The 21,901-nt window shown below is 62.1% G+C and carries 19 protein-coding genes; 3 read left to right on the top strand and 16 right to left on the bottom strand.

What is annotated here, in order from left to right; all coding sequences use genetic code 11:
- Positions 1–23: 23 nt before the first annotated feature.
- From IEX53_RS08760 to xylF, 4 genes are all read right to left on the bottom strand, one after another.
- A complete protein-coding gene (locus tag IEX53_RS08760) occupies positions 24–1,079 on the bottom strand; it encodes a sugar phosphate isomerase/epimerase family protein (RefSeq protein ID WP_188823470.1) in 1,056 nt (351 codons plus the stop codon).
- A gap of 215 nt (positions 1,080–1,294) precedes the next feature.
- On the bottom strand, positions 1,295–2,071 hold the full coding sequence (locus IEX53_RS08755) for an ATP-binding cassette domain-containing protein (protein ID WP_188823468.1): 777 nt from the start codon (positions 2,069–2,071) through the stop codon (positions 1,295–1,297).
- A gap of 70 nt (positions 2,072–2,141) precedes the next feature.
- A complete protein-coding gene (locus tag IEX53_RS08750; RefSeq protein WP_188823466.1) occupies positions 2,142–3,452 on the bottom strand; it encodes a sugar ABC transporter permease in 1,311 nt (436 codons plus the stop codon).
- A gap of 75 nt (positions 3,453–3,527) precedes the next feature.
- Entirely contained in the window at positions 3,528–4,568 is a 1,041-nt protein-coding gene (xylF, locus tag IEX53_RS08745) for a D-xylose ABC transporter substrate-binding protein (RefSeq protein ID WP_188823464.1), read from the bottom strand.
- A 263-nt stretch (positions 4,569–4,831) separates the two neighbouring features.
- Here xylF and IEX53_RS08740 point away from each other — a divergent pair, with 263 nt between their 5' ends.
- The gene (locus IEX53_RS08740) at positions 4,832–6,073 is read left to right on the top strand and encodes an ROK family transcriptional regulator (protein WP_236016099.1); all 1,242 of its coding nucleotides are present in this window, start codon (positions 4,832–4,834) and stop codon (positions 6,071–6,073) included.
- Positions 6,074–6,104: 31 nt separating this feature from the next.
- Positions 6,105–7,415: a xylose isomerase gene (gene xylA, locus IEX53_RS08735; protein ID WP_188823461.1), complete on the top strand. Its 1,311-nt coding sequence runs from the start codon at positions 6,105–6,107 to the stop codon at positions 7,413–7,415.
- Here xylA and IEX53_RS08730 read toward each other — a convergent pair.
- From IEX53_RS08730 to IEX53_RS08710, 5 genes are all read right to left on the bottom strand, one after another.
- Complete coding sequence (locus tag IEX53_RS08730; protein WP_188823459.1) at positions 7,406–7,897, bottom strand: cupin domain-containing protein; 492 nt, start codon at positions 7,895–7,897, stop codon at positions 7,406–7,408. The two genes, xylA and IEX53_RS08730, sit on opposite strands and share 10 nt — an antisense overlap.
- A 58-nt stretch (positions 7,898–7,955) precedes the next feature.
- Positions 7,956–9,050: an acyltransferase family protein gene (locus IEX53_RS08725; protein WP_188823456.1), complete on the bottom strand. Its 1,095-nt coding sequence runs from the start codon at positions 9,048–9,050 to the stop codon at positions 7,956–7,958.
- Positions 9,051–9,404: 354 nt separating this feature from the next.
- The gene (gene dnaK, locus IEX53_RS08720) at positions 9,405–11,315 is read right to left on the bottom strand and encodes a molecular chaperone DnaK (protein ID WP_188823455.1); all 1,911 of its coding nucleotides are present in this window, start codon (positions 11,313–11,315) and stop codon (positions 9,405–9,407) included.
- A 197-nt stretch (positions 11,316–11,512) separates the two neighbouring features.
- Entirely contained in the window at positions 11,513–12,499 is a 987-nt protein-coding gene (locus IEX53_RS08715) for a Gfo/Idh/MocA family protein (RefSeq protein WP_188823453.1), read from the bottom strand.
- Between the two features lie 65 nt (positions 12,500–12,564).
- Positions 12,565–13,446 (bottom strand): LysR family transcriptional regulator, encoded by an 882-nt coding sequence (locus IEX53_RS08710; protein ID WP_188823451.1) that lies wholly within the window; start codon positions 13,444–13,446, stop codon positions 12,565–12,567.
- Between the two features lie 95 nt (positions 13,447–13,541).
- On the opposite strand from IEX53_RS08710, the gene IEX53_RS08705 reads away from it, so the two are divergent.
- A complete protein-coding gene (locus tag IEX53_RS08705) occupies positions 13,542–14,537 on the top strand; it encodes an aldo/keto reductase (protein ID WP_188823449.1) in 996 nt (331 codons plus the stop codon).
- 224 nt (positions 14,538–14,761) lie between these two features.
- On the opposite strand, the gene IEX53_RS08700 is transcribed toward IEX53_RS08705, so the two are convergent.
- The 7 genes from IEX53_RS08700 to IEX53_RS08670 form a co-directional block, all read right to left on the bottom strand.
- Positions 14,762–15,481, bottom strand: a complete 720-nt coding sequence (locus IEX53_RS08700; RefSeq protein ID WP_236016098.1) for an ABC transporter permease — start codon at positions 15,479–15,481, stop codon at positions 14,762–14,764.
- 68 nt (positions 15,482–15,549) lie between these two features.
- Entirely contained in the window at positions 15,550–16,485 is a 936-nt protein-coding gene (locus tag IEX53_RS08695) for an ABC transporter ATP-binding protein (RefSeq protein ID WP_188823445.1), read from the bottom strand.
- Complete coding sequence (locus tag IEX53_RS08690) at positions 16,482–17,648, bottom strand: ABC transporter permease (RefSeq protein WP_188823443.1); 1,167 nt, start codon at positions 17,646–17,648, stop codon at positions 16,482–16,484. Before IEX53_RS08690 ends, IEX53_RS08695 begins: the two co-directional genes overlap by 4 nt.
- Before the next feature lie 221 nt (positions 17,649–17,869).
- A complete protein-coding gene (osmF, locus tag IEX53_RS08685) occupies positions 17,870–18,793 on the bottom strand; it encodes a glycine betaine ABC transporter substrate-binding protein OsmF (protein WP_188823441.1) in 924 nt (307 codons plus the stop codon).
- 228 nt (positions 18,794–19,021) lie between these two features.
- Positions 19,022–20,161: an ABC transporter substrate-binding protein gene (locus tag IEX53_RS08680; protein ID WP_188823439.1), complete on the bottom strand. Its 1,140-nt coding sequence runs from the start codon at positions 20,159–20,161 to the stop codon at positions 19,022–19,024.
- Positions 20,158–21,318 (bottom strand): CaiB/BaiF CoA transferase family protein, encoded by a 1,161-nt coding sequence (locus tag IEX53_RS08675; RefSeq protein ID WP_188823437.1) that lies wholly within the window; start codon positions 21,316–21,318, stop codon positions 20,158–20,160. The genes IEX53_RS08680 and IEX53_RS08675 overlap by 4 nt, the downstream gene beginning before the upstream one ends.
- A gap of 140 nt (positions 21,319–21,458) precedes the next feature.
- Positions 21,459–21,752, bottom strand: a complete 294-nt coding sequence (locus IEX53_RS08670) for a hypothetical protein (protein ID WP_188823435.1) — start codon at positions 21,750–21,752, stop codon at positions 21,459–21,461.
- Positions 21,753–21,901 lie beyond the last annotated feature (149 nt).

Raw genomic sequence — 21,901 nt, 5'->3', positions numbered from 1 at the left:
ATTGTCCACCAACAAGAACTCCCTTATTTCAGGCCCAGCATCTTGCGGTTGGCGGCGTCATCCGTGCCTGCGCCGGCGAAATCGTCGAACGCATGTTCGGTAACCCGGATGATGTGTTTCTTGATGAACTCCGCCCCCTCGCGCGCGCCGTCTTCCGGGTGCTTCAGCGCGCATTCCCATTCGAGCACCGCCCAGCTGTCAAAATCATAGGCGGTAAGCTTGGAGAAGATCGCGCCGAAATCCACCTGCCCGTCGCCCAGCGAGCGGAAGCGCCCGGCCCGGTTCACCCAGCTCTGATACCCTCCATAGACGCCCTGCCGCCCGGTCGGATTGAACTCGGCATCCTTCGCATGGAAGGCTTTGATGCGCTCGTGATAGATGTCGATATGGTCGAGATAATCGAGCTGCTGCAGCACGAAATGCGAGGGATCGTAGAGCAGATTCGCGCGGGAATGATTCTTTACCCGATCAAGGAACATCTCGTAGGAAATGCCGTCATGCAGATCCTCGCCCGGATGGATTTCGTAGCAGATATCGACGCCGTTCTCATCCGCATGGTCGAGGATCGGGTGCCAGCGCCGCGCCAGTTCGTCAAAGGCCGTCTCGACAAGCCCCGCCGGGCGCTGCGGCCAGGGATAGACATAGGGCCAGGCGAGCGCGCCGGAGAAGGTAGCATGGGCTTTGAGACCCAGATGGTTCGACGCGCGGATGGCGCGCTTGACCTGATCGATGGCCCATTGGGTGCGGGCCTGCGGGTTGCCGCGAACTTCCGGCGCGGCGAAACCGTCGAAGGCAATGTCATAAGCCGGATGAACGGCGACGAGCTGACCCTGCAAATGGGTCGAAAGCTCGGTGATCTCCAGCCCATGGCTAGCCGCGATGCCCTTGATCTCGTCGCAATAATTCTTGGAGTCCGAAGCCTTGATGAGATCGAACAGACGCCCATCCCAGGTCGGTATCTGCACGCCCTTATAGCCCAGCGAAGCCGCCCATTTGCAGATGGAATCGAACGAATTGAACGGCGCGGCATCGCCCGCGAACTGCGCCAGAAAAATCGCCGGCCCCTTGATGGTCTTCATGGTCCTCTCTCCTTCGTCCCGTCATTTTAAATCAGCGTGCATTTCTGCGGCATTTGCCCTGCATAGCGCCCTCCCTCCCCCTTGCGGGGAGGGTGGCCCGAAGGGTCGGGTGGGGGTGGTGACGCGTGCGCCACTGCTTCCAGCAAACGCGCAAACGTAACCACCTCCATCCGCCCGCTAACGCGGGCACCTTCCCCGCAAGGGGGAAGGGGGCGCTAGCCATTCATCGCCCCCGGCCCCGGAATTGCCCCCGGCGGGCATTTGCCCAGAATGATCATGCCCAGCACCTCGTCCTCCGTCACGTCGCTGACGCGGGCGGTGCCGACGACGCGGCCATTTTTCATCACCACCACGCGGTCGGCAAGGTGGAAGACGTCATGGATATCGTGGCTGATGAGAAAGATGCCGATGCCTTCGCTTTTCAACTGCTGGATCAGTTCGCCCACCTGCGCCGTTTCCTGCGGCCCGAGTGCCGCCGTCGGCTCGTCCATGATCAGGATGCGGGCGTTGAACAGGATGGCGCGGGCAATCGCCACCGACTGGCGCTGACCGCCCGAGAGCGCCTTCACCGGGTCCTTGAAGCGCTGGAAGCGGGGATTGAGCCGCCCCATCACCTCGCGCGCCTTCGCCTCCATCGCTACGTCGTCGAGCGTGCCCCAGCGGGTTTTGAGCTCGCGGCCCAGATAGAGATTGGCGGCTGTATCGACATTGTCGGCGAGCGCCAGCGTCTGGTAGATCGTCTCGATGCCATAACCCTTGGCGTCGCGCGGATTGGCGATATTGGCTTCCTCGCTATTGATGCGGATCGTGCCGCTGTCGCGCTTGTAGGCGCCTGACAGCACCTTGATCAGCGTCGATTTGCCCGCGCCATTATGGCCGAGAAGCGCCACCACCTCGCCGGGGTAAAGATCGGCGGAAGCGTCATCGACGGCGCGGATGCCGCCGAAGGCGATCGAGATGTTTTCCATCTCAACGAGAGGCGTGTTGCTCATCGGTTTTCTCCTCCTCTCTGAGCATGATCCCGAAAAGTTGCAGACTTTTCGGGATCATGCAGCTGGAAAACTACGCCATGCGCCGGCGATAGATCGTGTCGAGCCATACAGCGATGACGAGCACGACACCGACCACGATGCTCTGCAGCGGCGAGTCGAGGCCGAGCAGCACCATGCCTGATGATAGCGACTGCATCATCACCGCGCCCAGCATCGCCCCCGCAATGGTGCCAACGCCGCCGGCCAGCGACGTGCCGCCGATGACAGCTGCGGCGATGGTCAGAAGCTCGTCCAGCGTGCCTTGTGCATTGGTGGCCGCATTGAGGCGCGCCGTCGAAATTGCCGCCGCGATGGCGCAGAGCACGCCCATCAGGATGAACACTTTCATGATCACCCATTTGGTGTTGATGCCCGCCAGCTCCGCTGCTTCCGGATCGCCGCCGATGGCGAAGACATAGCGGCCGAAGCGGGTGCGTGTAGCGAGGAACGTCATCACCAGGCCGACGCCGATGGCCATAAGCACCGGAATGGCGATGCCATGCGCGATGAAGAGCCCGCCATCGGGGACGGGAATATTGTTCGTCTCCGCATAGCGGCGGGCGATGGGCGCGGGCCAGGGATAGGAATTGGCGATAGCCACCGCGCCGAGCGCCAGCGCGCTGCCCACGGTGGCAAGGAGCGTTTCCGCCCATATGGGGCGCAGCGGAAAGTGAAAACGCTGCCGCTGGCGCCGCCCGTTGATGATATAGCCGATGATGCCGAGGCAGGCGATGACGCCCACGACCCAGCTCCATGTGGCGCCGACCGACCCGGCGGGGCCGCCGCCCATCAGGCGGAAGGTGGAGTCCATGGGGGCGACGGTACGCCCGGACGTGACCCACCATGCCGCCCCGCGCCAGACGAGCAGCCCGCCCAATGTCACGATGAAGGACGGCACGCTCAGGAAAGCGATGATGAAGCCCTGCAAAGCACCCACCAGCGCGCCCGCGACGAGCCCCAGCGCCAGCGTGACCACCCAGGTCATCGGGTTTTCGAACCCCAGTACCTGCGGCAGCCATTCGGCTTGCGTCACACCCATGATCATCCCGACAAAGCCGAGGATGGAGCCGACGGAAAGGTCGATATTGCGCGTGACGATGACTAGCACCATGCCCGTCGCCATGACGGCGATGGAGGCGCTTTGCACCGACAGGTTCCAGAGATTGCGCGGCGACAGGAACAGCCCGCCGGAGAGGATATCGAAGATCACCCAGATGATCAGCATGGCCAGAACCATGCCGAGCAGGCGCGGATCGAGTTCCGTCGCCCTGAAGAACCGCGCCACGAAGCCGAGTTCAGCCGATCGAGCCGTATCGGCCCCGGTGGTTACACCATTACTCATGCCGCTCCTCCCGCGGGCTTCCTATTGGCGAACGCCGCGGCTTTCATTGCCGCGGCGTCCGAATGCTCCCTTGTCTTACTTGCAGGCGGCGACGCTGCCGGCCTTCACGCCTTGGCAGACCTGATCCTTCGTCGCCCAGCCGGCATCGATGATAGTGCCGAGATTGTCCTTGGTGATCGCCACGGGCTTCAGCAGGATCGAGTTCATCTCGACGCCCTTGGCGCCGCCATTGAACTTCACCACGCCCTTGACTTCATCCAGCTTCTTGCCGTCCGCGAGCTGCGAGGCGACATCAGCCGCTTCCTTGCCGAGCACACGGCTATCCTTCCAGACGGTGACGGTCTGCGTGCCGAGCGCGATGCGGTTGAGCGCGGCAAGATCCGCGTCCTGTCCCGAAACGGGCACCGATCCGGCAAGGCCCTGCGCGGAAAGCGCCGCGATCGCGCCGCCGGCGGTGCCGTCATTGGAGGCGACGACCGCGTCCACCTTGTTGTTGTTGGCGGTCAGGATCTGCTCCATGTTCTTCTGCGCATTGGCGGGCAGCCAGCCATCCGTATAGGCCTCGCCGACATTCTTGATCTTGCCGGAGTCGATAGCGGGCTTCAGCACTTCCATCTGTCCGGCGAACAGGATGTCCGCATTGGGGTCGGCGGCATTGCCCTTGATGAAGGCGTAATTGCCCTCCGGCTTTTCCTTGAACACGGCCCCGGCCTGCAACCGGCCGACTTCCTTGTTGTCGAAGGTGATGTAGAAGGCGTTCGGATTTTCGATCAGGCGGTCATAGCCGACGACAGGAATGCCCTCATCGGCGGCCTTCTGCACCGCCGGCTCGATGGCGCTCGAATCCTGTGCCAAGATGATCAGCGCGTTGGCGCCCTGCGAGATCAGGCTTTCCACATCGGTCAGCTGCTTGGAAGCCGAGGACTGCGCGTCGGCGGAAATATACTTGTCGCCATTGGCCTCGAGCGCGGCCTTGATCGCCGCCTCGTCGCGCTTCCAGCGCTCTTCCTGGAAATTCGACCAGGACACGCCGATGATCTTGTCCTTGGCCAGAACCGGGCCTGCAAAAGACACGGCGAAAACCGCGCTCGCAAGCGCTACTGCATATTTCTTCATGATAACTCCCTCCCGGTGCCCCATGGGCGCCCAATTGATCCTTAAGACGATCAGACCCTGCCCCTCCACTGGCAGGGAGCCTTTATTTCGAGGCTCGAAAAAAAGAGTGACTAAAATTTCTTTCCGTGTCAACGTCGAAAGTGGAGGCAAGAAATTGCTGTGGCGCAGTAACTATTGTGCGGCAGCGAAGGGCATGATTGCGGAAAGTTGCAAGCTATCCGGACAAGATCATGCCTGCTTGGAAAGAACAGGGAGGAGAGGCGTTGGCTGGAGCGATCACGCGCCCGGACGATGTGCGTCGGCAGAACCGCAAGCTGGTTCTCGCCGCGATCCGCCGCAAGGGCGCGCTTTCCCGCACCGACATTACGAGCATAACCGGCCTCAGCGCCTCCACCGTTTCGGCCATTGCGGCGGGATTGGTTGGCGAAGGCGTGCTCACCGAAAGCCGCGAGGGCGAAAGCGGCACTATCAGGCGCGGGCGGCCTCAGGTCACTCTCACGCTTAATCCCGAGCTCGCCAAGGTCGGCGTCGTCAATCTCTCGCTCAACCGGATCACGGTCGGGCTCGTCGACTATGCCGGCGGCATTCTAGCGGATGAAACGGCCGATGTGCCCACCTGGAGCGCAAGCGGCAGGGAACTGGTGGCGCAAATCGCCGCCATTCTGCGCCGGCAGCTTCGTTCCGCCAATGGCGCAAGCGGCAGGCTCATGCATATCGCCATGGCGGTGCAGGGGGTGACCGATGCCGCCGGTGAAAAGCTGCTGTGGGCGCCGATCGTCGAGGAGCGAAACATCGCCTTCGGCCCCGCCTTGTCGCGCCTTTTCGGCGTGCCTGTTTCCATGGCCAACGATTGCACCATGCTGGCCGAAGCGCTGCGCTGGGCCGAGCCGGAGCATTATGGCGGGGATTTCGCCGCGATCCTGCTCTCCTACGGCATCGGCATGGGGCTTTACCTGAAAGGCCAGCCCTTTTCCGGCTCCCATTCCTCTGCGGCGGAATTCGGCCACATGGCGCATATTCCCCATGGCGCGCTCTGCCGCTGCGGGCGGCGCGGCTGCATCGAGGCCTATGCCGGCGATTACGCCATCTGGCGCAACGCTTTCGGCGTGCCGGACACCGCGCCTCCGGCGACGAGCATCGATGCGGCGGTCTTCGCCAGGCTGGCGCAGCGCGCGCGGGAGACGCCGGGCGTGGAGCGCGAGGCCTTCCATATAGCGGGCCGTGCCATCGGCTTCGGCCTCAACAATCTGTTTTCGCTGATCGACCCGCTGCCGGTCGCCCTTGTCGGCCCTGGCGCCAAGGTCTTCGACCTGATGGAGCCGGAAATCCGCAATGCGATTTCAAGCACCGCTGGGTGGGACGAGGGGCGGGAACTGACGATCCGCTGCCATCCGGAAGAGCATCCGCTGATCATGCAGGGCTGCGCCATGACATCGCTTCTGCACCTGGATGCGGAAATCTTTTCCACCGGCGATGCGCATATCCCGGCAATCGGCGCGGCGTGACCATTCAACAGCCACAGGAGGAGAAACAAACATGACAACAGGATTTTTCGGCGATATCGCAAAGATCGAATATGAGGGGCCTGACAGCGCCAACCCGCTCGCTTACCGGTTCTACAATCCTGATGAGATCGTGCTGGGCAAGCGGCTGGAGGATCACTTACGCTTCGCCGTCGCCTATTGGCATTCCCTAGTCTGGCCGGGCGGCGACCCCTTCGGCGGGCAGACTTTCGAGCGTCCGTGGTTCAGCGACACCATGGAGGCGGCGAAGCAGAAGGCGGATGTGGCCTTCGACATGTTCTCGATCCTCGGCGCGCCCTTCTTCTGCTTCCACGACGCCGATGTGCGGCCCGAAGGCGAAACGCTTGCCGAAAGCAACCGCCGCCTCCACGAAATCGCCGATTATTTCGCCGGCAAGATGGAAAAGACGGGAACGAAGCTGCTCTGGGGTACGGCTAACCTCTTCTCCAACCGTCGCTATATGGCGGGCGCGGCCACCAATCCGGCCCCGGATGTCTTCGCCTATGCGGCGGCGACCGTGAAGACCTGCATCGACGTCACCAAGAAGCTCGGCGGCGATAATTACGTGCTCTGGGGCGGGCGCGAGGGATATGAGACCCTGCTTAACACCGATATGAAGCGCGAACTCGACCAGATGGGCCGGTTTCTGAGCCTCGTCGTCGATTACAAGCACAAGATCGGCTTCAAGGGCACGATCCTGATCGAGCCGAAGCCGCAGGAGCCGACCAAGCATCAATATGATTACGATGTCGCGACCGTCTACGGCTTTCTGAAGCGCTTCGGGCTGGAAAACGAGGTGAAGCTCAATATCGAGCAGGGCCATGCCATCCTGGCGGGCCATTCCTTCGAGCATGAGCTGGCGACGGCGGCGGCGCTGGGCATTCTCGGCTCCATCGACATGAACCGCAATGATTACCAGTCCGGATGGGACACGGACCAGTTCCCCAATAATGTGCCGGAAGTGGCGCTCGCCTATTACGAAATCCTCAAGGCCGGCGGCTTCACGACGGGCGGCACCAATTTTGACGCCAAGCTTCGCCGCCAGTCGCTCGACCCGCAAGACCTCCTCATCGCCCATATCGGCGGCATGGACACCTGCGCGCGCGGGCTGAAGGCGGCGGCCAGGATGCTGGAGGACAAGGTGCTGACCGATTTCGTGGCGGAGCGCTATGCCGGCTGGGAAAGCCCGGAGGCAAAGGCAATGCTAGCGGGCCAGCGTTCGCTGAATGAGATCGCAGCACGTGTCGAAGCGGAAGGCATAGAGCCGAAACCGCGCTCGGGACGGCAGGAATATCTGGAGAATGTCGTCAACCGTTACGTTTGAGGTGCGACGGCCCGCTGCCAGATAGTGACAAGCGGGCCGTTTTCTCCTTGGAGCGGATCGGATGATGGCAAGGGGAGACGAGCGATCTTTGCCAGATCCTGTTCGGCGCGCTGCCCTGGCGGATAGGCGCCGACGACCAGAAAATCGTCCCCGGCCTCGACGCTGCAATGGCCCGTGCCGGCGGGTAGAATGATGATATCACCGGCCTGGACCTTCATCTCTTTTCCGCCGCGGCCGCCGATCAACAGACGCGCCCACCCGGATGCCACGCCGAGAACCTCATGCCCCTCGGTATGGTAGTGATGGTAAGAGAAGACGCCGTTACGCCAAGTGCCCGTCCAGCCATTGCGGAGGAAAAGCGCCTCAATATGGCTGGCGGCATCGCCCTGAGGCTTCACGCCGCCGCGATAATAAAGCACCGGCAGGCGCGAGTTGTTGGGGATTTCGTCGCTCGCCTCGAACAGGTAGGTCTCGGGCGTCATGAACCTCTCCATCGCTTTTCCTTTTAACCGGCATTGCCTGTGAATGTTCCGTCCCGCTTCAGATGAGCGGGGCGGCATTCGCTGGTGCTCGCCGTCCGAAGCCAAGGCGGCTCAATATCCAATCCCCCACGGGCTTCTCGAACCATCGATAGGAGAGAACCGCCACAATCATCGTGACGACCATGGGCAGGGGCATGAAAACGAAGAAATCAATGATCCCGAGCGGCGCGACCAGTCGCTTCCACACGAAGCCGAACATGACGGCCTCCACCACCGGGTGCCAGAGATAGATGCCGAAGGAGACGGCGGCGAAGGGGCGCAGAAAGGCCGGATAGACGAAGCCCTTCTGGTCGTTGCGCTCGGCCACCGCCGCCAGGAACACCGCAACGCTCAAGACAGTCATGCTGTAATAGGCATTCGCCTGTAGCTGCATCAAGGTGCAGGCCGTAAGCATGACCACCCACGCAGGCCAGCGCGCCGTCAGCGCCAAGCGACTGCGCGAGGCGAGGACGTATATCAGCGCGCCGATGATGAAGTCAGCAAAGGCGCGCCATGCGCCCCAAGTGTCGGCCTCCTGCCAATGCGTGTTCGGCATGATCTTGAGCGCCGTCAGCGTTTCCAGCAGCGCGATCCATAGGACCAACAGCACGACGAGCGCCTTAACGCCGCCGGTCCTGTTGGCGAGGAGAATGAGCGGCAGCAGGAGGTAGGAGAACCATTCCGCTGACAGCGACCACGAAACGAAGTTGAAGGTGAGGCCCCGCGCTCCGCCCCAAGCCTGAATCAGCAGCAGATTGGGAATGATCGCGCTTGTGTCATAGCGCTCCGCGCCTCCAAAAGGACGAAGAATGCCAAGGTGATAGCCGATGCCGATGAGGAGAAAGAAGGAGAAGGTGATGAGGTGAAGCGGATAGAGCCTGGCGAGACGCTTTACCAGATAGACGGCGTAGCTGCGCCCGTCCGTGACCCGCTCGCCATAATGCGCGACGATCAGGAAGCCCGAGATGATGAAAAACATGTCGAGCAGCGGGCGCAGCCGCTCCAGCCAGTCGATCATCCACCCCGTGCCCGGCGGCCCGTTGAAGGAAAAATGATAGAGCATGATCAGCAGCGCAGCGATCAGGCGCCATATCTCGAACAGCCGGAAATACATGGATCTATGTCGCTCCCACGCCCGTGAGCGGATAGTATCCGGCACCCCTTAAAGCTCTTTTATATAGAAATGAAAACGTCGGCGGGACAGCGCCCCCCTCTGTCCTGCCGGACATCTCCCCCGCAAGGGGGGAGATTGCGCCTTCATAAGCGTTCGGCATCGATCGCCGACGTTGTTGGGTGAGAGCGGTGAGATGTATTAGCCGATCTCCCCCCTTGCGGGGGAGATGTCCGGCAGGACAGAGGGGGGCGCCTCGCAAATCCATCAAAACAATATCCATTCCCAACAACAAAAGCCCGGCACGAGGCCGGGCTTCTAATATCGAAATCGTACTTTTTTCAGAAACCGCGATTTTTACGCCGATTTCTTCTTGTCGTCGTCGATTTCTTCGTAATCCGCATCGACGACATCGTCGTCGGCCTTGTCCGAAGAGGCTTCCGCGCCGCCGCTCTCGCTGGCCTGCGCGGCTTCATACATCGCCTGTCCAAGCTTCATCGAAACTTCGGCGAGGGTCTGCGTCTTCGCCTTGATGTCCTCGGCGTCGTCGCCTTCCAGCGCCGTCTTCAGAGAAGCGATGGCGTCTTCGATCGACTTCTTGTCGTCAGCCGAAACCTTGTCGCCATAATCCTTGAGAGACTTCTCGGTGGAGTGCACGAGGGCCTCGCCCTGATTTTTGGCTTCGACCGTCTCGCGGCGCTTCTTGTCGGCTTCGGCATTCGCCTCGGCGTCCTTGACCATCTTCTCGATGTCTTCGTCGGAAAGGCCACCGGAAGCCTGGATGCGGATCTGGTGCTCCTTGCCGGTGCCCTTGTCCTTGGCCGAGACGTTGACGATGCCGTTGGCGTCGATGTCGAAGGTCACTTCGATCTGCGGCACGCCGCGCGGTGCGGGCGGGATGCCGACGAGATCGAACTGGCCGAGCAGCTTGTTGTCGGCCGCCATTTCGCGCTCGCCCTGGAAGACGCGGATCGTCACGGCGGACTGGTTGTCCTCGGCCGTGGAGAAGGTCTGCGACTTCTTGGTCGGGATCGTCGTGTTGCGGTCGATGAGGCGCGTGAACACGCCGCCCAGCGTCTCGATGCCGAGCGAAAGCGGGGTCACGTCGAGAAGCAGCACGTCCTTGACGTCGCCCTGCAGCACGCCGGCCTGGATCGCGGCGCCGATGGCGACCACTTCATCCGGGTTGACGCCCTTGTGCGGCTCCTTGCCGAAGAACTGCTTGACGACTTCCTGCACCTTGGGCATGCGGGTCATGCCGCCGACGAGGATGACTTCGTCGATCTCGCCCGCCTTGAGGCCAGCATCCTTGAGCGCCGCCTTGCAGGGTTCGATGGTGCGCTGGATCAGATCGTCCACCAGGCTCTCGAACTTGGCGCGGGTCAGCTTCATCGTCAGATGCTTCGGACCGCTCGCATCCGCCGTGATGAACGGCAGGTTGATTTCGGTCTGCTGCGCGGAGGAAAGCTCGATCTTCGCCTTTTCGGCGGCTTCCTTCAGGCGCTGCAGGGCCAGCTTGTCGTTCTTGAGGTCGATGCCCTGTTCTTTCTTGAACTCGGCCGCCAGATACTCGACCAGGCGCATGTCGAAGTCTTCGCCGCCGAGGAAGGTATCGCCATTGGTCGACTTCACCTCGAACACGCCGTCACCGATTTCGAGAACCGAGACGTCGAACGTGCCACCGCCGAGGTCATAGACGGCGATGGTCTTGCCATCCTTCTTCTCAAGCCCGTAGGCGAGAGCGGCAGCCGTCGGCTCATTGATGATTCGCAGCACTTCGAGGCCGGCGATCTTGCCGGCGTCCTTGGTGGCCTGGCGCTGGGCATCGTTGAAATAGGCGGGAACCGTGATAACGGCCTGCTCGACCTTTTCGCCGAGATAGGCTTCGGCGGTTTCCTTCATCTTTTGCAGGATCATCGCGGAGATTTGCGAAGGCGAATATTTCTTGCCGTGCACCTCGACCCAGGCATCGCCATTGTCGCCCTTGACGATCTTGTAAGGCACAAGGTCCTTGTCCTTCTTGACCATCGGGTCGTCATAGCGGCGGCCGATCAGGCGCTTGACGGCGAACAGCGTTCCCTCGGGATTGGTGACGCCCTGGCGCTTGGCCGGCTGGCCCACCAGGATTTCGTCGCTATCCGTGAATGCAACGATCGACGGCGTGGTGCGCGCGCCCTCGGCATTCTCGATGACCTTCGCGTTCTTGCCGTCCATGACGGCGACGCAGGAGTTGGTCGTACCCAGATCGATACCAATTACTTTTGCCATATCAGTTCTCCATTCAGCAGGCTGCCGGGACCTCTGCCGAGCGTTCCATTTGGACAGCCCCTATCGGGTTTAAACGGCACGTGGCTCCGAGGTCCGGAAGCCAGCTCGCCGCACGCGGCGTATATAAGTAGGGCGGTTTTTCCCTGCAAGTCGCGTTCGTGCGGCGAACAGTAAAAACCTTGGGGGCAATGGCGTGATCAGAGATCCTGCCAGCCTCCGCTCTCACCGGCACGATAAATCGCATCGATAAATTTTTGGTTTTCAAGGGAATTTTCCAAAGTGAACACCGGCACGTCCTCGCCCCGCGCGGCGCGGGCGAAGCTTTGGGCCTGGAGCTGGTAGTGATTCACGTCCTGGAAATTCCATTCCCGCGCTTCCGTATGGCCGGCATCGTTGAGCGTTATCCGGGCATGGCCGTACTTGCCGCTGTTGAACGGCGCATGCACTTCGATGAAGCCCTTGTCGCCGTGGAAGACTATCGACTGGCGGCCCGCAAGCTGAGTCGCGACATAGAAGGTAAGGTCGAAACCATCGAACCGGGCCGTGACATTGGCATAGCGGTCGGTGCCGAAATCGGGGTCGCGCTCGACCGATGCCTGCACGCGCTTCGGCTCCTGCCCGGTGGTCATCCGGGTGGCAACCGTGGGGTAAACGCCGATGTCAGGCAACGCGCCGCCGCCCAGCTCGGGGCGATTGCGCATATTGCCGGGGTCGCGGTTGAAATAGGTGAAAGCCCCTTGCACATGGCGCAGCGTGCCGATGGCTCCCGACGCAATCAGTTCACGCACTTTGATCCATTGCGGGTGGTAGTAGATCATGAAGGCTTCGGCGATCAGCACATTATGCGTATCGCGAGCGCGAATCAGCGTTTCGATGTCGCTGGCCTGAAGCGCGATGGGCTTCTCGCAAAGCACATGCTTGCCCGCCTCCGCCGCCTTTTGCGCCCATTCGACATGCTGGGCGGTGGGGAGGGGAATATAGACGCCGTCGATGGTGTCGGAGGCGAGCATTTCCTCATAGGAGCCGAAGGCATGGGGCGCGCCGAAACGGTCGGCAACCGCGCGGGCTTTGCCCAAATCCCGGCTAGCTATAGCCACCATAACGCCATTATCCGACGCGCAAAAAGCGGGGATTACCTGCGTTAAACCGATCTTTGCGGTCGAAAGAACACCCCAACGGAACATGAATCCACTCCTCGATCTGTCTGTTTGCGGCGGAACCTACAGCATGGGAGGCAAAAGAAAAGCCGTCACGATCTGTAGAAATCGATGAAGGCGCGCAGCACCGGACGCATCCGCCGGCGGCTCGGGTAATAGAGATAGAGGCCGGGGAAGGGCGGGCACCAATCCTGGAGCACCCGGACAAGCCGTCCGTCCGCGATTGCCTCGGCGACCTGGATATCCAGCATGAAGGCAAGGGCTGCCCCCTGAAGCGCCATCTCCAGCGCCAGCCGGTCGTCATTGACGATCAACGGGCCATCGACCGCCACCTCGAAGCTTTCGTCGCCCTTCTCCAGCTCCCAGCGATAGACCCGTCCCGAGGCGAAGCGATGCCGGACGCAGCGGTGGCAGGTGAGATCGGCCGGATGCTTCGGGATGCCGTGGCGCTCGAAATAGGACGGGGCGGAAACGACGGCGCCGCAAAGCTCCGGGCCGAACCGCACGGCGATCATATCTCGCTCGAGACTCTCATTGAGCCGCAACCCGGCATCGAAGCCATCAGCGACGATATCGACGAAATGATCCTCGACGCATATGTCGAGCACCACATCCGGATAGGCTTCGCAGAACGCGCCAAGGCGCGGCGCCAGCATGAGATAGGCGAGACGGGGAACGCTGAGGCGTAGCGTGCCGGAGAGCGTGTCCTTCATATCCACCGCCGCGCTGAGCGCCAGATCGATTTCGCTGAGCGCCGGCGACAGGCGTTCGAGCAGCCGCCGTCCCGCCTCGGTCGGCGCGACGCTGCGGGTGGTGCGGGCAAGCAGCGCCACGCCGAGGCTTTCCTCCAGCGCCGCCACCGCATGGCTGACCGCCGATGGCGCGATCTGCAATTCCCTCGCCGCGGCGCGAAAGCTGCCATGGGCTGCGACGGAGGCCAGAACGGCGAGTTGGGACAGGTGATTCCGGTTCATTGTTCTAAAATATAGAATGACCCGTTAAAATAAAGCGGAATTATCGAACGGTGTCTTCGCGCTTATCTTCAACTCTGAAGCCACAGGAGCACCACATGAAAACACGCAAACTCGGCAATGAACTCACGGTATCGGCTGTCGGTCTCGGCTGCATGGGCATGAGCTTCGCCTATGGCGGACAGGATGAGAAGGATGCGATCAGGACGCTGCACCGGGCGGTGGAAATCGGGGTCACTTTCTTCGATACGGCGGAAGTTTATGGGCCCTTTGACAATGAGAAAATTGTCGGCAAGGCATTGAAGGATGTACGTGACCGCGTTGTCATCGCCACCAAATTCGGCTTCAAGATCGATCTCACCAAGGAGCCGCGCGTCGCCATTTCCGGCCTCGACAGCCGCCCGGAAAATGTGAAGGCCGTGGCAGAAGCCTCGTTGAAGCGGCTCGGCATTGATGTCATCGACCTCTTCTACCAGCACCGCGTCGACCCCGATGTGCCGATCGAGGAAACCGTCGGCGCCATGGCGGAGCTGGTGCGCGAGGGCAAGATTCGCGCGCTTGGGCTCTCCGAAGCAAGCGCCGCCACCATCCGCCGCGCCCATGCGGTGCATCCGATTGCGACGGTGCAGAGCGAATATTCGCTGCAAAGCCGCGATGTGGAGGAAGAGGTTCTTGCCACCTGCCGCGAGCTTGGCATCGGCTTCGTGCCCTATAGCCCGCTCGGACGCGGCCTTCTCACCGGCACGATCCGCAAGGCGGACGAGCTTGGCCCGGATGATTGGCGCAAGACCCAGCCGCGCTTTCAGGCGGAAAACCTTGCGGCCAATGTGGCCCTCGTCGATACGCTCACGGAAATCGCCCGGGAGAAGAATGTGACGACGGCGCAGCTCGCGCTCGCCTGGGTGCTGCATCAGGGCGATTTCATCGTGCCGATCCCCGGCGCGCGCAAGATCAAGCATCTGGAGGAGAATGTCGCGGCGGCTGATATCGTGCTCGACAAAACCGACCTCGCCCGAATCGGCGATGTGCTCCCGCCCGACCAGGTGGCAGGCGAGCGGTACAGCGAGGCGATGCTGGCGCTGGTGGATAAGTGATTGATCCGGTGAAAGCGTAGAACGGAAATGTAATCGCTCTACGTCGCCCCCCTCTGCCCTGCCGGACATCTCCCCCGCAAGGGGGGAGACTGGCTGATACGACCGGCGGCTCTCATCTCTTACATCAGCGATTGATGCCGAACGTCGATGAAGGCGTAATCTCCCCCCTTGCGGGGGAGATGCCCGGCAGGGCAGAGGGGGGCGCCGTAGAGCGCTAACGCGTTTTATTTCACTCTCCCCGCCAGCCTCCGCTCCATCGCCAGCAGCGCGTCATGGATCAGCACCGCCAGCACGCCGACGATCAGGCCGCCTTGCAGGATGAAGGCAAGATTGTTCGATATGAGCCCGGCGATAATGACCTCGCCCAAAGTCTTTGCCGCCACCGTCGAGCCGATGGTAGCGGTGGAGAGGCTGATGACGGCGGAAAGCCGGATGCCGGCGAGGATGACCGGCAGGGCCAGCGGAAGCTCCACCTTCACCAGCCGCTGGCGCTCGTTCATGCCCATGCCCCTGGCGGCTTCCACAACGGCATGCGGCAGATTGGTGAGGCCGGTCAGCGCGTTCTCGAAAATCGGCAGAAGCCCATAGAGGAAAAGCGCGATCAGCGTCGGTTTTGCCCCGAAGCCGAGGGCCGGCACTGCCAGCGCCAGCACGGCGACGGGCGGAAAGGTCTGGCCGACATTGACGAGGCTGCGTGACAGGGGCAGGAACTCCGCGCCCGCGGGCCTCGTAACCAGTATTGCAAGCGCCAGCGCGACGATCGTTGCGGCCAGCGTGGCGCTGAAGACGAGGCCCAGATGCTGGAGCGTCAGCATCAGCAGGCTGCCCTGATTGTAGATGACAGGTGCGCCGTTTTCGGTCAGCGGTTTCAGCAGCGGCTCGAACCAGTGCGGACGAATGAGAAAAGCCACCAGAAGCGCGAGCACGAGAAGCCGCCCAAGCATGGCTCCCAAAAGTGGAAGCCGGTTTTGGGATAAAGCCATGCGTAGGAACGATGTTGGCACGGAGAGCCTCATTCCGGCCTCGCCGCGCGCTTGATCAGGCCCTCGACGGTGACGCGCCCGATGCGCTTGCCATTGGCGGTGACAGGCAGTGCTTCGCGCCCCGACCAGAGCAGTTCAGCGAGCGCGTCGCGCTGCGTTGCCGAAGCGGGCAGCGCCGCACCCTTGGCCGTGCCCGGCTCCACAGCCTTCCGCACTTCCTCCAGCGAAAGCAGACGGAAAGGCCTGTCGCCCGCGCCGACCAGCGTTTCGACGAATGGAGAGGCCGGATGGCTCAGAATTTCCGCCGGGGAGGCATATTGGATGAGCTGGCCTTCATCCATCACGGCGATCTTGTCGCCGAGGTGAATAGCCTCCTCCATGTCGTGGGTGACGAGAATGATGGTGGTGCCGAATCGCCGCTGGATGGCGAGCAGTTCTTCCTGCGCTGTGGCGCGGATGACGGGGTCGAGCGCGCCGAAAGGCTCGTCCATCAAAAGCACATTCGGTTCCGCCGCCAGCGCGCGGGCGACGCCGACGCGCTGCTGCTGCCCGCCGGAAAGCTCGTGCGGGTAGCGCGGACCGAAAATATCCGGATCGAGCTGGAAGAGCGAAAGCAGCTCCTCCACCCGCGCCGCGATGCGGGCCTTGTCCCAGCCGAGCAGGACCGGAACCGTGGCGATGTTCTGCGCCACGGTGCGATGGGGAAAGAGCCCATGCCCCTGGATGGCGTAGCCGATATGGCGGCGCAATTCATAGCCCGGCACATCGCGATTGTCGCGTCCATCGAGCCGGATCGATCCCGCTGTCGGTTCCACCAGCCGGTTGATCATGCGTAAGAGCGTCGTCTTGCCGGAGCCGGAGGTGCCGACGATCACGGCGATGGTGTGCGGTTCGATGGTGAAGGAGACGTCCTTCACCACGTCAATGCCGTCATAGCGCTTGGTGATGTTTTCGATCTCGATCATGCGGCTGGCCGTCCGTTTCCGTTGAATCGGCTCATTTCGGTGATGGCGTCGAGAATGACAGCAGCGGCGAAGGCCAGCGCCACGGTCGGCACTGCGCCGAGCAGGACCAGATCCATAGCCGTCTGCCCGATGCCCTGAAAGACAAAGACGCCGAACCCGCCGCCGCCGATAAGCGCGGCAATGGTGGCAAGGCCGATATTCTGCACCAGCACAATTCTGATCCCCGTCAGGATGACCGGAAAGGCCAGCGGAAACTCGATTTTCGCCAGCCGCTGCATCGGCGTCATGCCGACGCCGCGCGCCGCATCGGTGACGGCGGGCGAAACTCCGGCGAGGCCCGCCACCGTGTTCGCGACCACGGGCAGCAGCGAATAGAGGAAAAGCGCCAGCGCCGCGGGCGGCGCGCCGATGCCGCGAATGCCGAGATCCGCCGCCCCCGGCACGTGAAGCGCGACCCAGCCGAGCGGCGCGATCAGAAGGCCGAACAGCGCGATCGAGGGGATCGTCTGGATGATGTTGAGGACATTGAGCACGCCGTCACGCAGCACCGGCACGCGGTGGCAGAGAATGCCGAGCGGCAGGCCCACCGCCACCGCCGCCACGAGCGAGCCGAGCGCCAGTTCCAGATGCGTCGCCGCTTCAGCCCAGAAACTGTCGGAACGGTTGGCATATTCCCTAAGGATCGACAGCCCGTTCCAGCTTCCCGAGACGAGGAAGGCCGCGAAGATCATGCCGCTCAGCGCCAGAGCGCCGATCCGCGCGGCTGGCGGCAGATGCAGGCGGGTGAGGGCATCTGTAATGAGCAGCGCGAAGGCGAAGCTCAGGAGCCAGAACCCGGAGGCGGGAGAGATTCGGGCGTAAGTGTTATCAGGCGTGGCGAGATGGCCGGGCGCAAGGCCGATGGAGAAGAGCAGCGCGACGAGGGCGGCAATGCCGGCCGCCAGCCGCCATCCGACGGGGAGGCGCACGAGGCCGACAAGGATGGCGACAACGAGGACGACAACAAGCGCCGCCGCCGCCAGTTCAGGAAGCGCCTCGAAGACCGTCCGCCCTTCGCCCGCGACGATCCGATTGGCGCGGAATGTCGCGAAAGGCAGAGCCATGCCGCAAAGCGCGATGGCGGCGATGACCAGCCCAAGCTTGTCGAGACGGAAGCGGTTCATGCCTTGTCTTCCCTTCAATTTGCCGAGCATCCAATTTGCTCAGGCGTCCTCTTGGGTATGAAACGTGGCGGACAGCCCCTCACCCTTACCCTCTCCCCGTAATTCACGGGGAGAGGGTAAGGGTGAGGGGCTGTCCGCGCGATGCACTTTCTAGACGCCCCCTTTCACTTACCCCGAGTGAAGGGTGTCCCGAATGATCGACGTAACACTGCTACGCCGGATCACTTCAAAAACCCGTTCTTCTCCAAAAAGTCTGCCGCGACCGCCTTTGCCGGCTCGCCGCCCACTTGCACGCGGCCGTTCAGATCCTGCAGCGTGACGAGGTCGAGCTTCTCGAACACCGGCTTCAGCAATCCGGCGATCTGCGGATATTTCTTAAGCACCGCCTCGCGGATGATCGGCGTCGGCTGATAGACTGGCTGCACATGCTTGTCGTCCTGGAGAACGACGAGCCCGGAAGCCGCTATGCCGCCATCGGTGCCGTAGACCATGGCGGCATTCGCGCCATTGGTCTTGTTGGCGGCGGCGGCGATGGTGGCCGCCGTATCACCGCCCGAAAGGGTGATGAGCTGGTTCGGCTTCAGCGTAAAGCCATAAGCCGTCTGGAAGGCGGGCAGCGCGCCGGCGGAATTGACGAATTCCGACGAGGCGGCGAGCACCACATTGCCGCCGCCGGCGACATATTTGCCGAAATCGCTGAAGGTGACGATCTTGTTCGGCTCGGCCACATCCTTGCGCAGCGCCACGCCCCATGTGTTGTTGGCGGGGGCGGGCGTCAGCCAGACGATCTTGTTGGCGTCATAGTCGAGCTTCTTGGCTTCGGCATAGGCTTTTGCCGCATCCTGCCAGATGGGATCGCCCGCCTTTTGGAAGAAGAAGGCCGCATTGCCCGTATATTCGGGATAAAGGTCGATCTCGCCCGCAAGAATCGCCTGCCGCATTACCGGGGTCGGCCCAAGCTGGAGCCGGTCGGTGACCGGGATATCGTTGGCTTTCAGCACGGCGAGGATGATATTGCCCAGCACCCCGCCTTCCGTATCGATCTTGGAGGAAACGACCACCTGCGCGCTTGCCTGGCTGATCGCGAGTCCGGCTGCCAGAACGATGCCAAGCGCGGCTTTCAAAACGATATTTCGATAGAACATGTCGTACCCTCTTTGTTCCAGTCAGGCTGGAGAAGAACCATTGATACGGACAAAAGGGAAGTGCCTCTGACCCCATCCTACTGACATCCTGTGTCGGGAGCGTGATGCGGAAATCACACGCCCGGCAAGCGAAGCGTCCCATTGAAATCTTTCAGAATCCTTTTGGTTCCGGAGATTTTGGGATCGAAGGTCAGGGATTTTGACGGCCCGCGCGCGCCAGGAAGCGCCTCAAGTCTTGAAGCTCGCGGCAAAAAGCCGGTTGAGATCGGCGATCACGGCCTCGGACTTTTCCCCTTGCAGGAGCCCTTCATTGAGCCGGTCGGAAGCCGCCTGCTGGAAGGCCATGTAGCCGTCGTGACGCGGGCGAAGCCATGCGCCCTCGAGCGTGGCGCGGGTGGCGGCGTAGAAATCGCTCGTTGCGGCGTTGACGGCCTTGTCCTCCCAGGCTTCCGCATGTCCGGGCTGTCCGCCCGCCTGCGCATAGCGCCCGCGCTGGACATCGCCGCTTGCAATCCAATAGGCGAAATCGATGGCCTCGCTCTGGTGCTTCGAGAAGGCGGAGACGGCGATGCCGGTCCCCCCGAGCGCAGACCCCTCCGGCCCGTTACTGCCTGCGGCGGGGATGTTGGTGAAGCGGATGGTGGTCGGGCGAAAGCCCGGCACGGCGTAGTTGACATAGCCATAGATCAGCGGCGAGCAGACGAAACGCGCATCCGGTTTCGCCATTTCCTCCAGCACTGCGATGGGGTCCATGCCGAAACAGGCGGGATCGACCAGCGCCGCGATCTCGCGCAGCATTTCGAAAACCGTGCCCCCCGCTTCGAGGCTGATGAGATCGCCCGGCCCGTCATTGGCGCAAGGTGTTCCGAGATTACCGCTCAGCGTGAAGAAGCTCATCAGCGAATGTGGCGGGCGCAGCGGCAGCAGCACCTGACCCTCGCGCGCCAACTCCAGCACCTCGTTCCACCGGACCGGCGCGGCGGCAAGGCGATCCGGCCGCCAGGCTTGCACCTGCGTCGCCGCGTCGATGGGAAAGGCCCACTGGCGCCCCTGCCAATGGTAGCTCGGGAAGGACTTTCCCACGCTCCCCTTTGACAGCGCCGCCAGTTCCTCCTCGCGCCCGGTTGTATCGAGCGGCGCCAGGCATTTCTCGTCCGTGATCTGGCCGACATGGGGATGGTCGATGACGATGAGGTCATAGGCTCTCGCCAGTTCCTCCACCGGAAAGCTCTCGAAATCCTGCAGCGAGCGCTTGTCCCATTCGATCTTGACGCCGGTCTTTTCCAGCCACAGGCGGGAACAGGCAAGCATGGGGTCATAACCGCGCGGATGGCTCCAGGTCATGCCCTTGAGGGTAACGCCGCTCATAGCCCGAACTCCTCCCTTATGGCCGCGCTCTGCTCGCCGATCTTCGGGGCCGCGCGGGTGAAATTGGGCCGCACGCCATTGATCCGGAGCGGCGAGCGGGTGGTGAGGATGGAAACGTCATCCTCCCGCTCCACCTGCTGCAGCATGTCGAGCACCTTGAAGCCGTCGCTTTCCAGCAACTCGTTCCAATCGAGCACCTTGGCGCACCAGATGTCGGCGGGCTCGAGAATGGCGAGCCATTCGCCGATTGTCTTCGTCGCGATTTTCGCTGCGATCATCTGCTTGATCTCGTCGCGCGCGGTGAACCAGCTCTTCGGATCGTCGCGGTAGGGCGCAAGTTCCTCCATTTCGATGAGGTCGGCGAGCTTCGGGATCGGGGTCATGGCGATGGCGAGATAGCCGTCCGCGGCCGGATAGACGCCATAGGGCGCCGCGAGATAGGCATGCGCGCTCCTGAAGCCGGAGCGCTTCGGCAGGCGCCCCCCGTCATTGAGATGCGTCGTCAGCACCTCGAACTGGAAATCGATGAGCGCTTCGAGCAGGCTCGTTTCGACATGCGATCCCTTGCCGGAAATACCACGGCGAACCAAGGCAGCCAGAATCCCCTGCGCCGCCGCCGCCCCCGCCAGCATGTCGGCAATGGCGAGGCCGAACGGCACCGGTCCCTGGCCTTCGTCGCCATTGAGCCACATCACACCGGAGCGCGATTGCGCCAGCAAATCCTGCCCCGGACGCTTCACCCACGGGCCTTCCTCGCCATAGCCGCTGATCGAGGCATAGACGAGCCGGGAGTTGATCTGGCTCACCGCCCCATAATCGAGGCCGAGGCGCTCGATGACGCCGGGCCGGAAATTCTGGATAAGCACATCCGCCCGCTGCAGGAGCTTGCGCAGCGCCGCCATGTCCTGCGGGTTTTTGAGGTCGATCGCCAGGCTCTCCTTGGCCCGGTTGATGGCGTGGAAAATGGTGGAATCCCCGCCGATCTCCGTGTCGCTCAAATAGAGCCGGCGCGAGAGATCGCCGCCATCGGGCCGCTCGATCTTGATGACCCGCGCGCCCAGATCCAGAAGCCGGAGCGAACAATAGGGGCCGGAGAGAAACTGGCTCATGTCGACGACAAGCAGCCCGTCAAGCGGCAGTCCGGTGTCAAGGGTCATGAAGTGCGCGCCTCCTCCCGCAATTCTCATTCTTCTTATGTGAATAGTATTTTCACATATGAGTTAGATTAGCAAGCGGGGACGGAACGCAAAATAAGGGCGGCAAGGGGAATTTGCCGCCCTTTAGGAGTAATCAGCAATCACTGGCCGACCTGCGGCGAGGCGTCGCCGAAGCGGTTGGCAGCGGGATTGTTCGCGGGAGACTGGACATAGACCGGCGCCCTGACCGAGGAAGGAGCGGTCCGAAGGCCAATATCGCTCGTCGCCGTATAATCGGTAGCGGGCTCGGCATCGTAGTTTGTGCCGGTGTTCGTATCGATCTGCTGCCCGGGATAATCCGGCCCGTCACCGGGGTCACCGAAATTGGGGTTCTCGGCGAAGGCTATGCCGGCGCTCAGCGCCAGGGCGGCAACAGTAAGCAGGAAAGTTTTCATTATGCATATCCTCAAGCTTGCGACGGAACCATTTCGCGTCGATGCGCCGGGAAGCTGCCATGTATTTCCTTGATGTAAAAATAAAAACTGGGCTAAACTGTTGTAATTTATAGACTATAGTTAAGTAAGAAATCACACTTACTATAAAA

Source organism: Paramesorhizobium endophyticum (assembly GCF_014640615.1).
Classification (GTDB): Bacteria; Pseudomonadota; Alphaproteobacteria; order Rhizobiales; family Rhizobiaceae; genus Paramesorhizobium; species Paramesorhizobium endophyticum.
This window is presented reverse-complemented; position numbering and strand designations above follow the sequence as displayed.

Coding starts and splice junctions, on each gene's coding strand:
- IEX53_RS08750 (WP_188823466.1), bottom strand. CDS start 3,452: ATGAGTAATGGTGTAACCACCGGGGCCGATACGGCTCGATCGGCTGAA.
- osmF (WP_188823441.1), bottom strand. CDS start 18,793: ATGTTCTATCGAAATATCGTTTTGAAAGCCGCGCTTGGCATCGTTCTG.
- dnaK (WP_188823455.1), bottom strand. CDS start 11,315: ATGGCAAAAGTAATTGGTATCGATCTGGGTACGACCAACTCCTGCGTC.
- IEX53_RS08755 (WP_188823468.1), bottom strand. CDS start 2,071: ATGAGCAACACGCCTCTCGTTGAGATGGAAAACATCTCGATCGCCTTC.
- xylF (WP_188823464.1), bottom strand. CDS start 4,568: ATGAAGAAATATGCAGTAGCGCTTGCGAGCGCGGTTTTCGCCGTGTCT.
- xylA (WP_188823461.1), top strand. CDS start 6,105: ATGACAACAGGATTTTTCGGCGATATCGCAAAGATCGAATATGAGGGG.
- IEX53_RS08710 (WP_188823451.1), bottom strand. CDS start 13,446: ATGAACCGGAATCACCTGTCCCAACTCGCCGTTCTGGCCTCCGTCGCA.
- IEX53_RS08675 (WP_188823437.1), bottom strand. CDS start 21,318: ATGACCCTTGACACCGGACTGCCGCTTGACGGGCTGCTTGTCGTCGAC.
- IEX53_RS08760 (WP_188823470.1), bottom strand. CDS start 1,079: ATGAAGACCATCAAGGGGCCGGCGATTTTTCTGGCGCAGTTCGCGGGC.
- IEX53_RS08700 (WP_236016098.1), bottom strand. CDS start 15,481: ATGCTTGGGCGGCTTCTCGTGCTCGCGCTTCTGGTGGCTTTTCTCATT.
- IEX53_RS08715 (WP_188823453.1), bottom strand. CDS start 12,499: ATGTTCCGTTGGGGTGTTCTTTCGACCGCAAAGATCGGTTTAACGCAG.
- IEX53_RS08670 (WP_188823435.1), bottom strand. CDS start 21,752: ATGAAAACTTTCCTGCTTACTGTTGCCGCCCTGGCGCTGAGCGCCGGC.
- IEX53_RS08690 (WP_188823443.1), bottom strand. CDS start 17,648: ATGAACCGCTTCCGTCTCGACAAGCTTGGGCTGGTCATCGCCGCCATC.
- IEX53_RS08680 (WP_188823439.1), bottom strand. CDS start 20,161: ATGAGCGGCGTTACCCTCAAGGGCATGACCTGGAGCCATCCGCGCGGT.
- IEX53_RS08705 (WP_188823449.1), top strand. CDS start 13,542: ATGAAAACACGCAAACTCGGCAATGAACTCACGGTATCGGCTGTCGGT.
- IEX53_RS08725 (WP_188823456.1), bottom strand. CDS start 9,050: ATGTATTTCCGGCTGTTCGAGATATGGCGCCTGATCGCTGCGCTGCTG.
- IEX53_RS08695 (WP_188823445.1), bottom strand. CDS start 16,485: ATGATCGAGATCGAAAACATCACCAAGCGCTATGACGGCATTGACGTG.
- IEX53_RS08730 (WP_188823459.1), bottom strand. CDS start 7,897: ATGACGCCCGAGACCTACCTGTTCGAGGCGAGCGACGAAATCCCCAAC.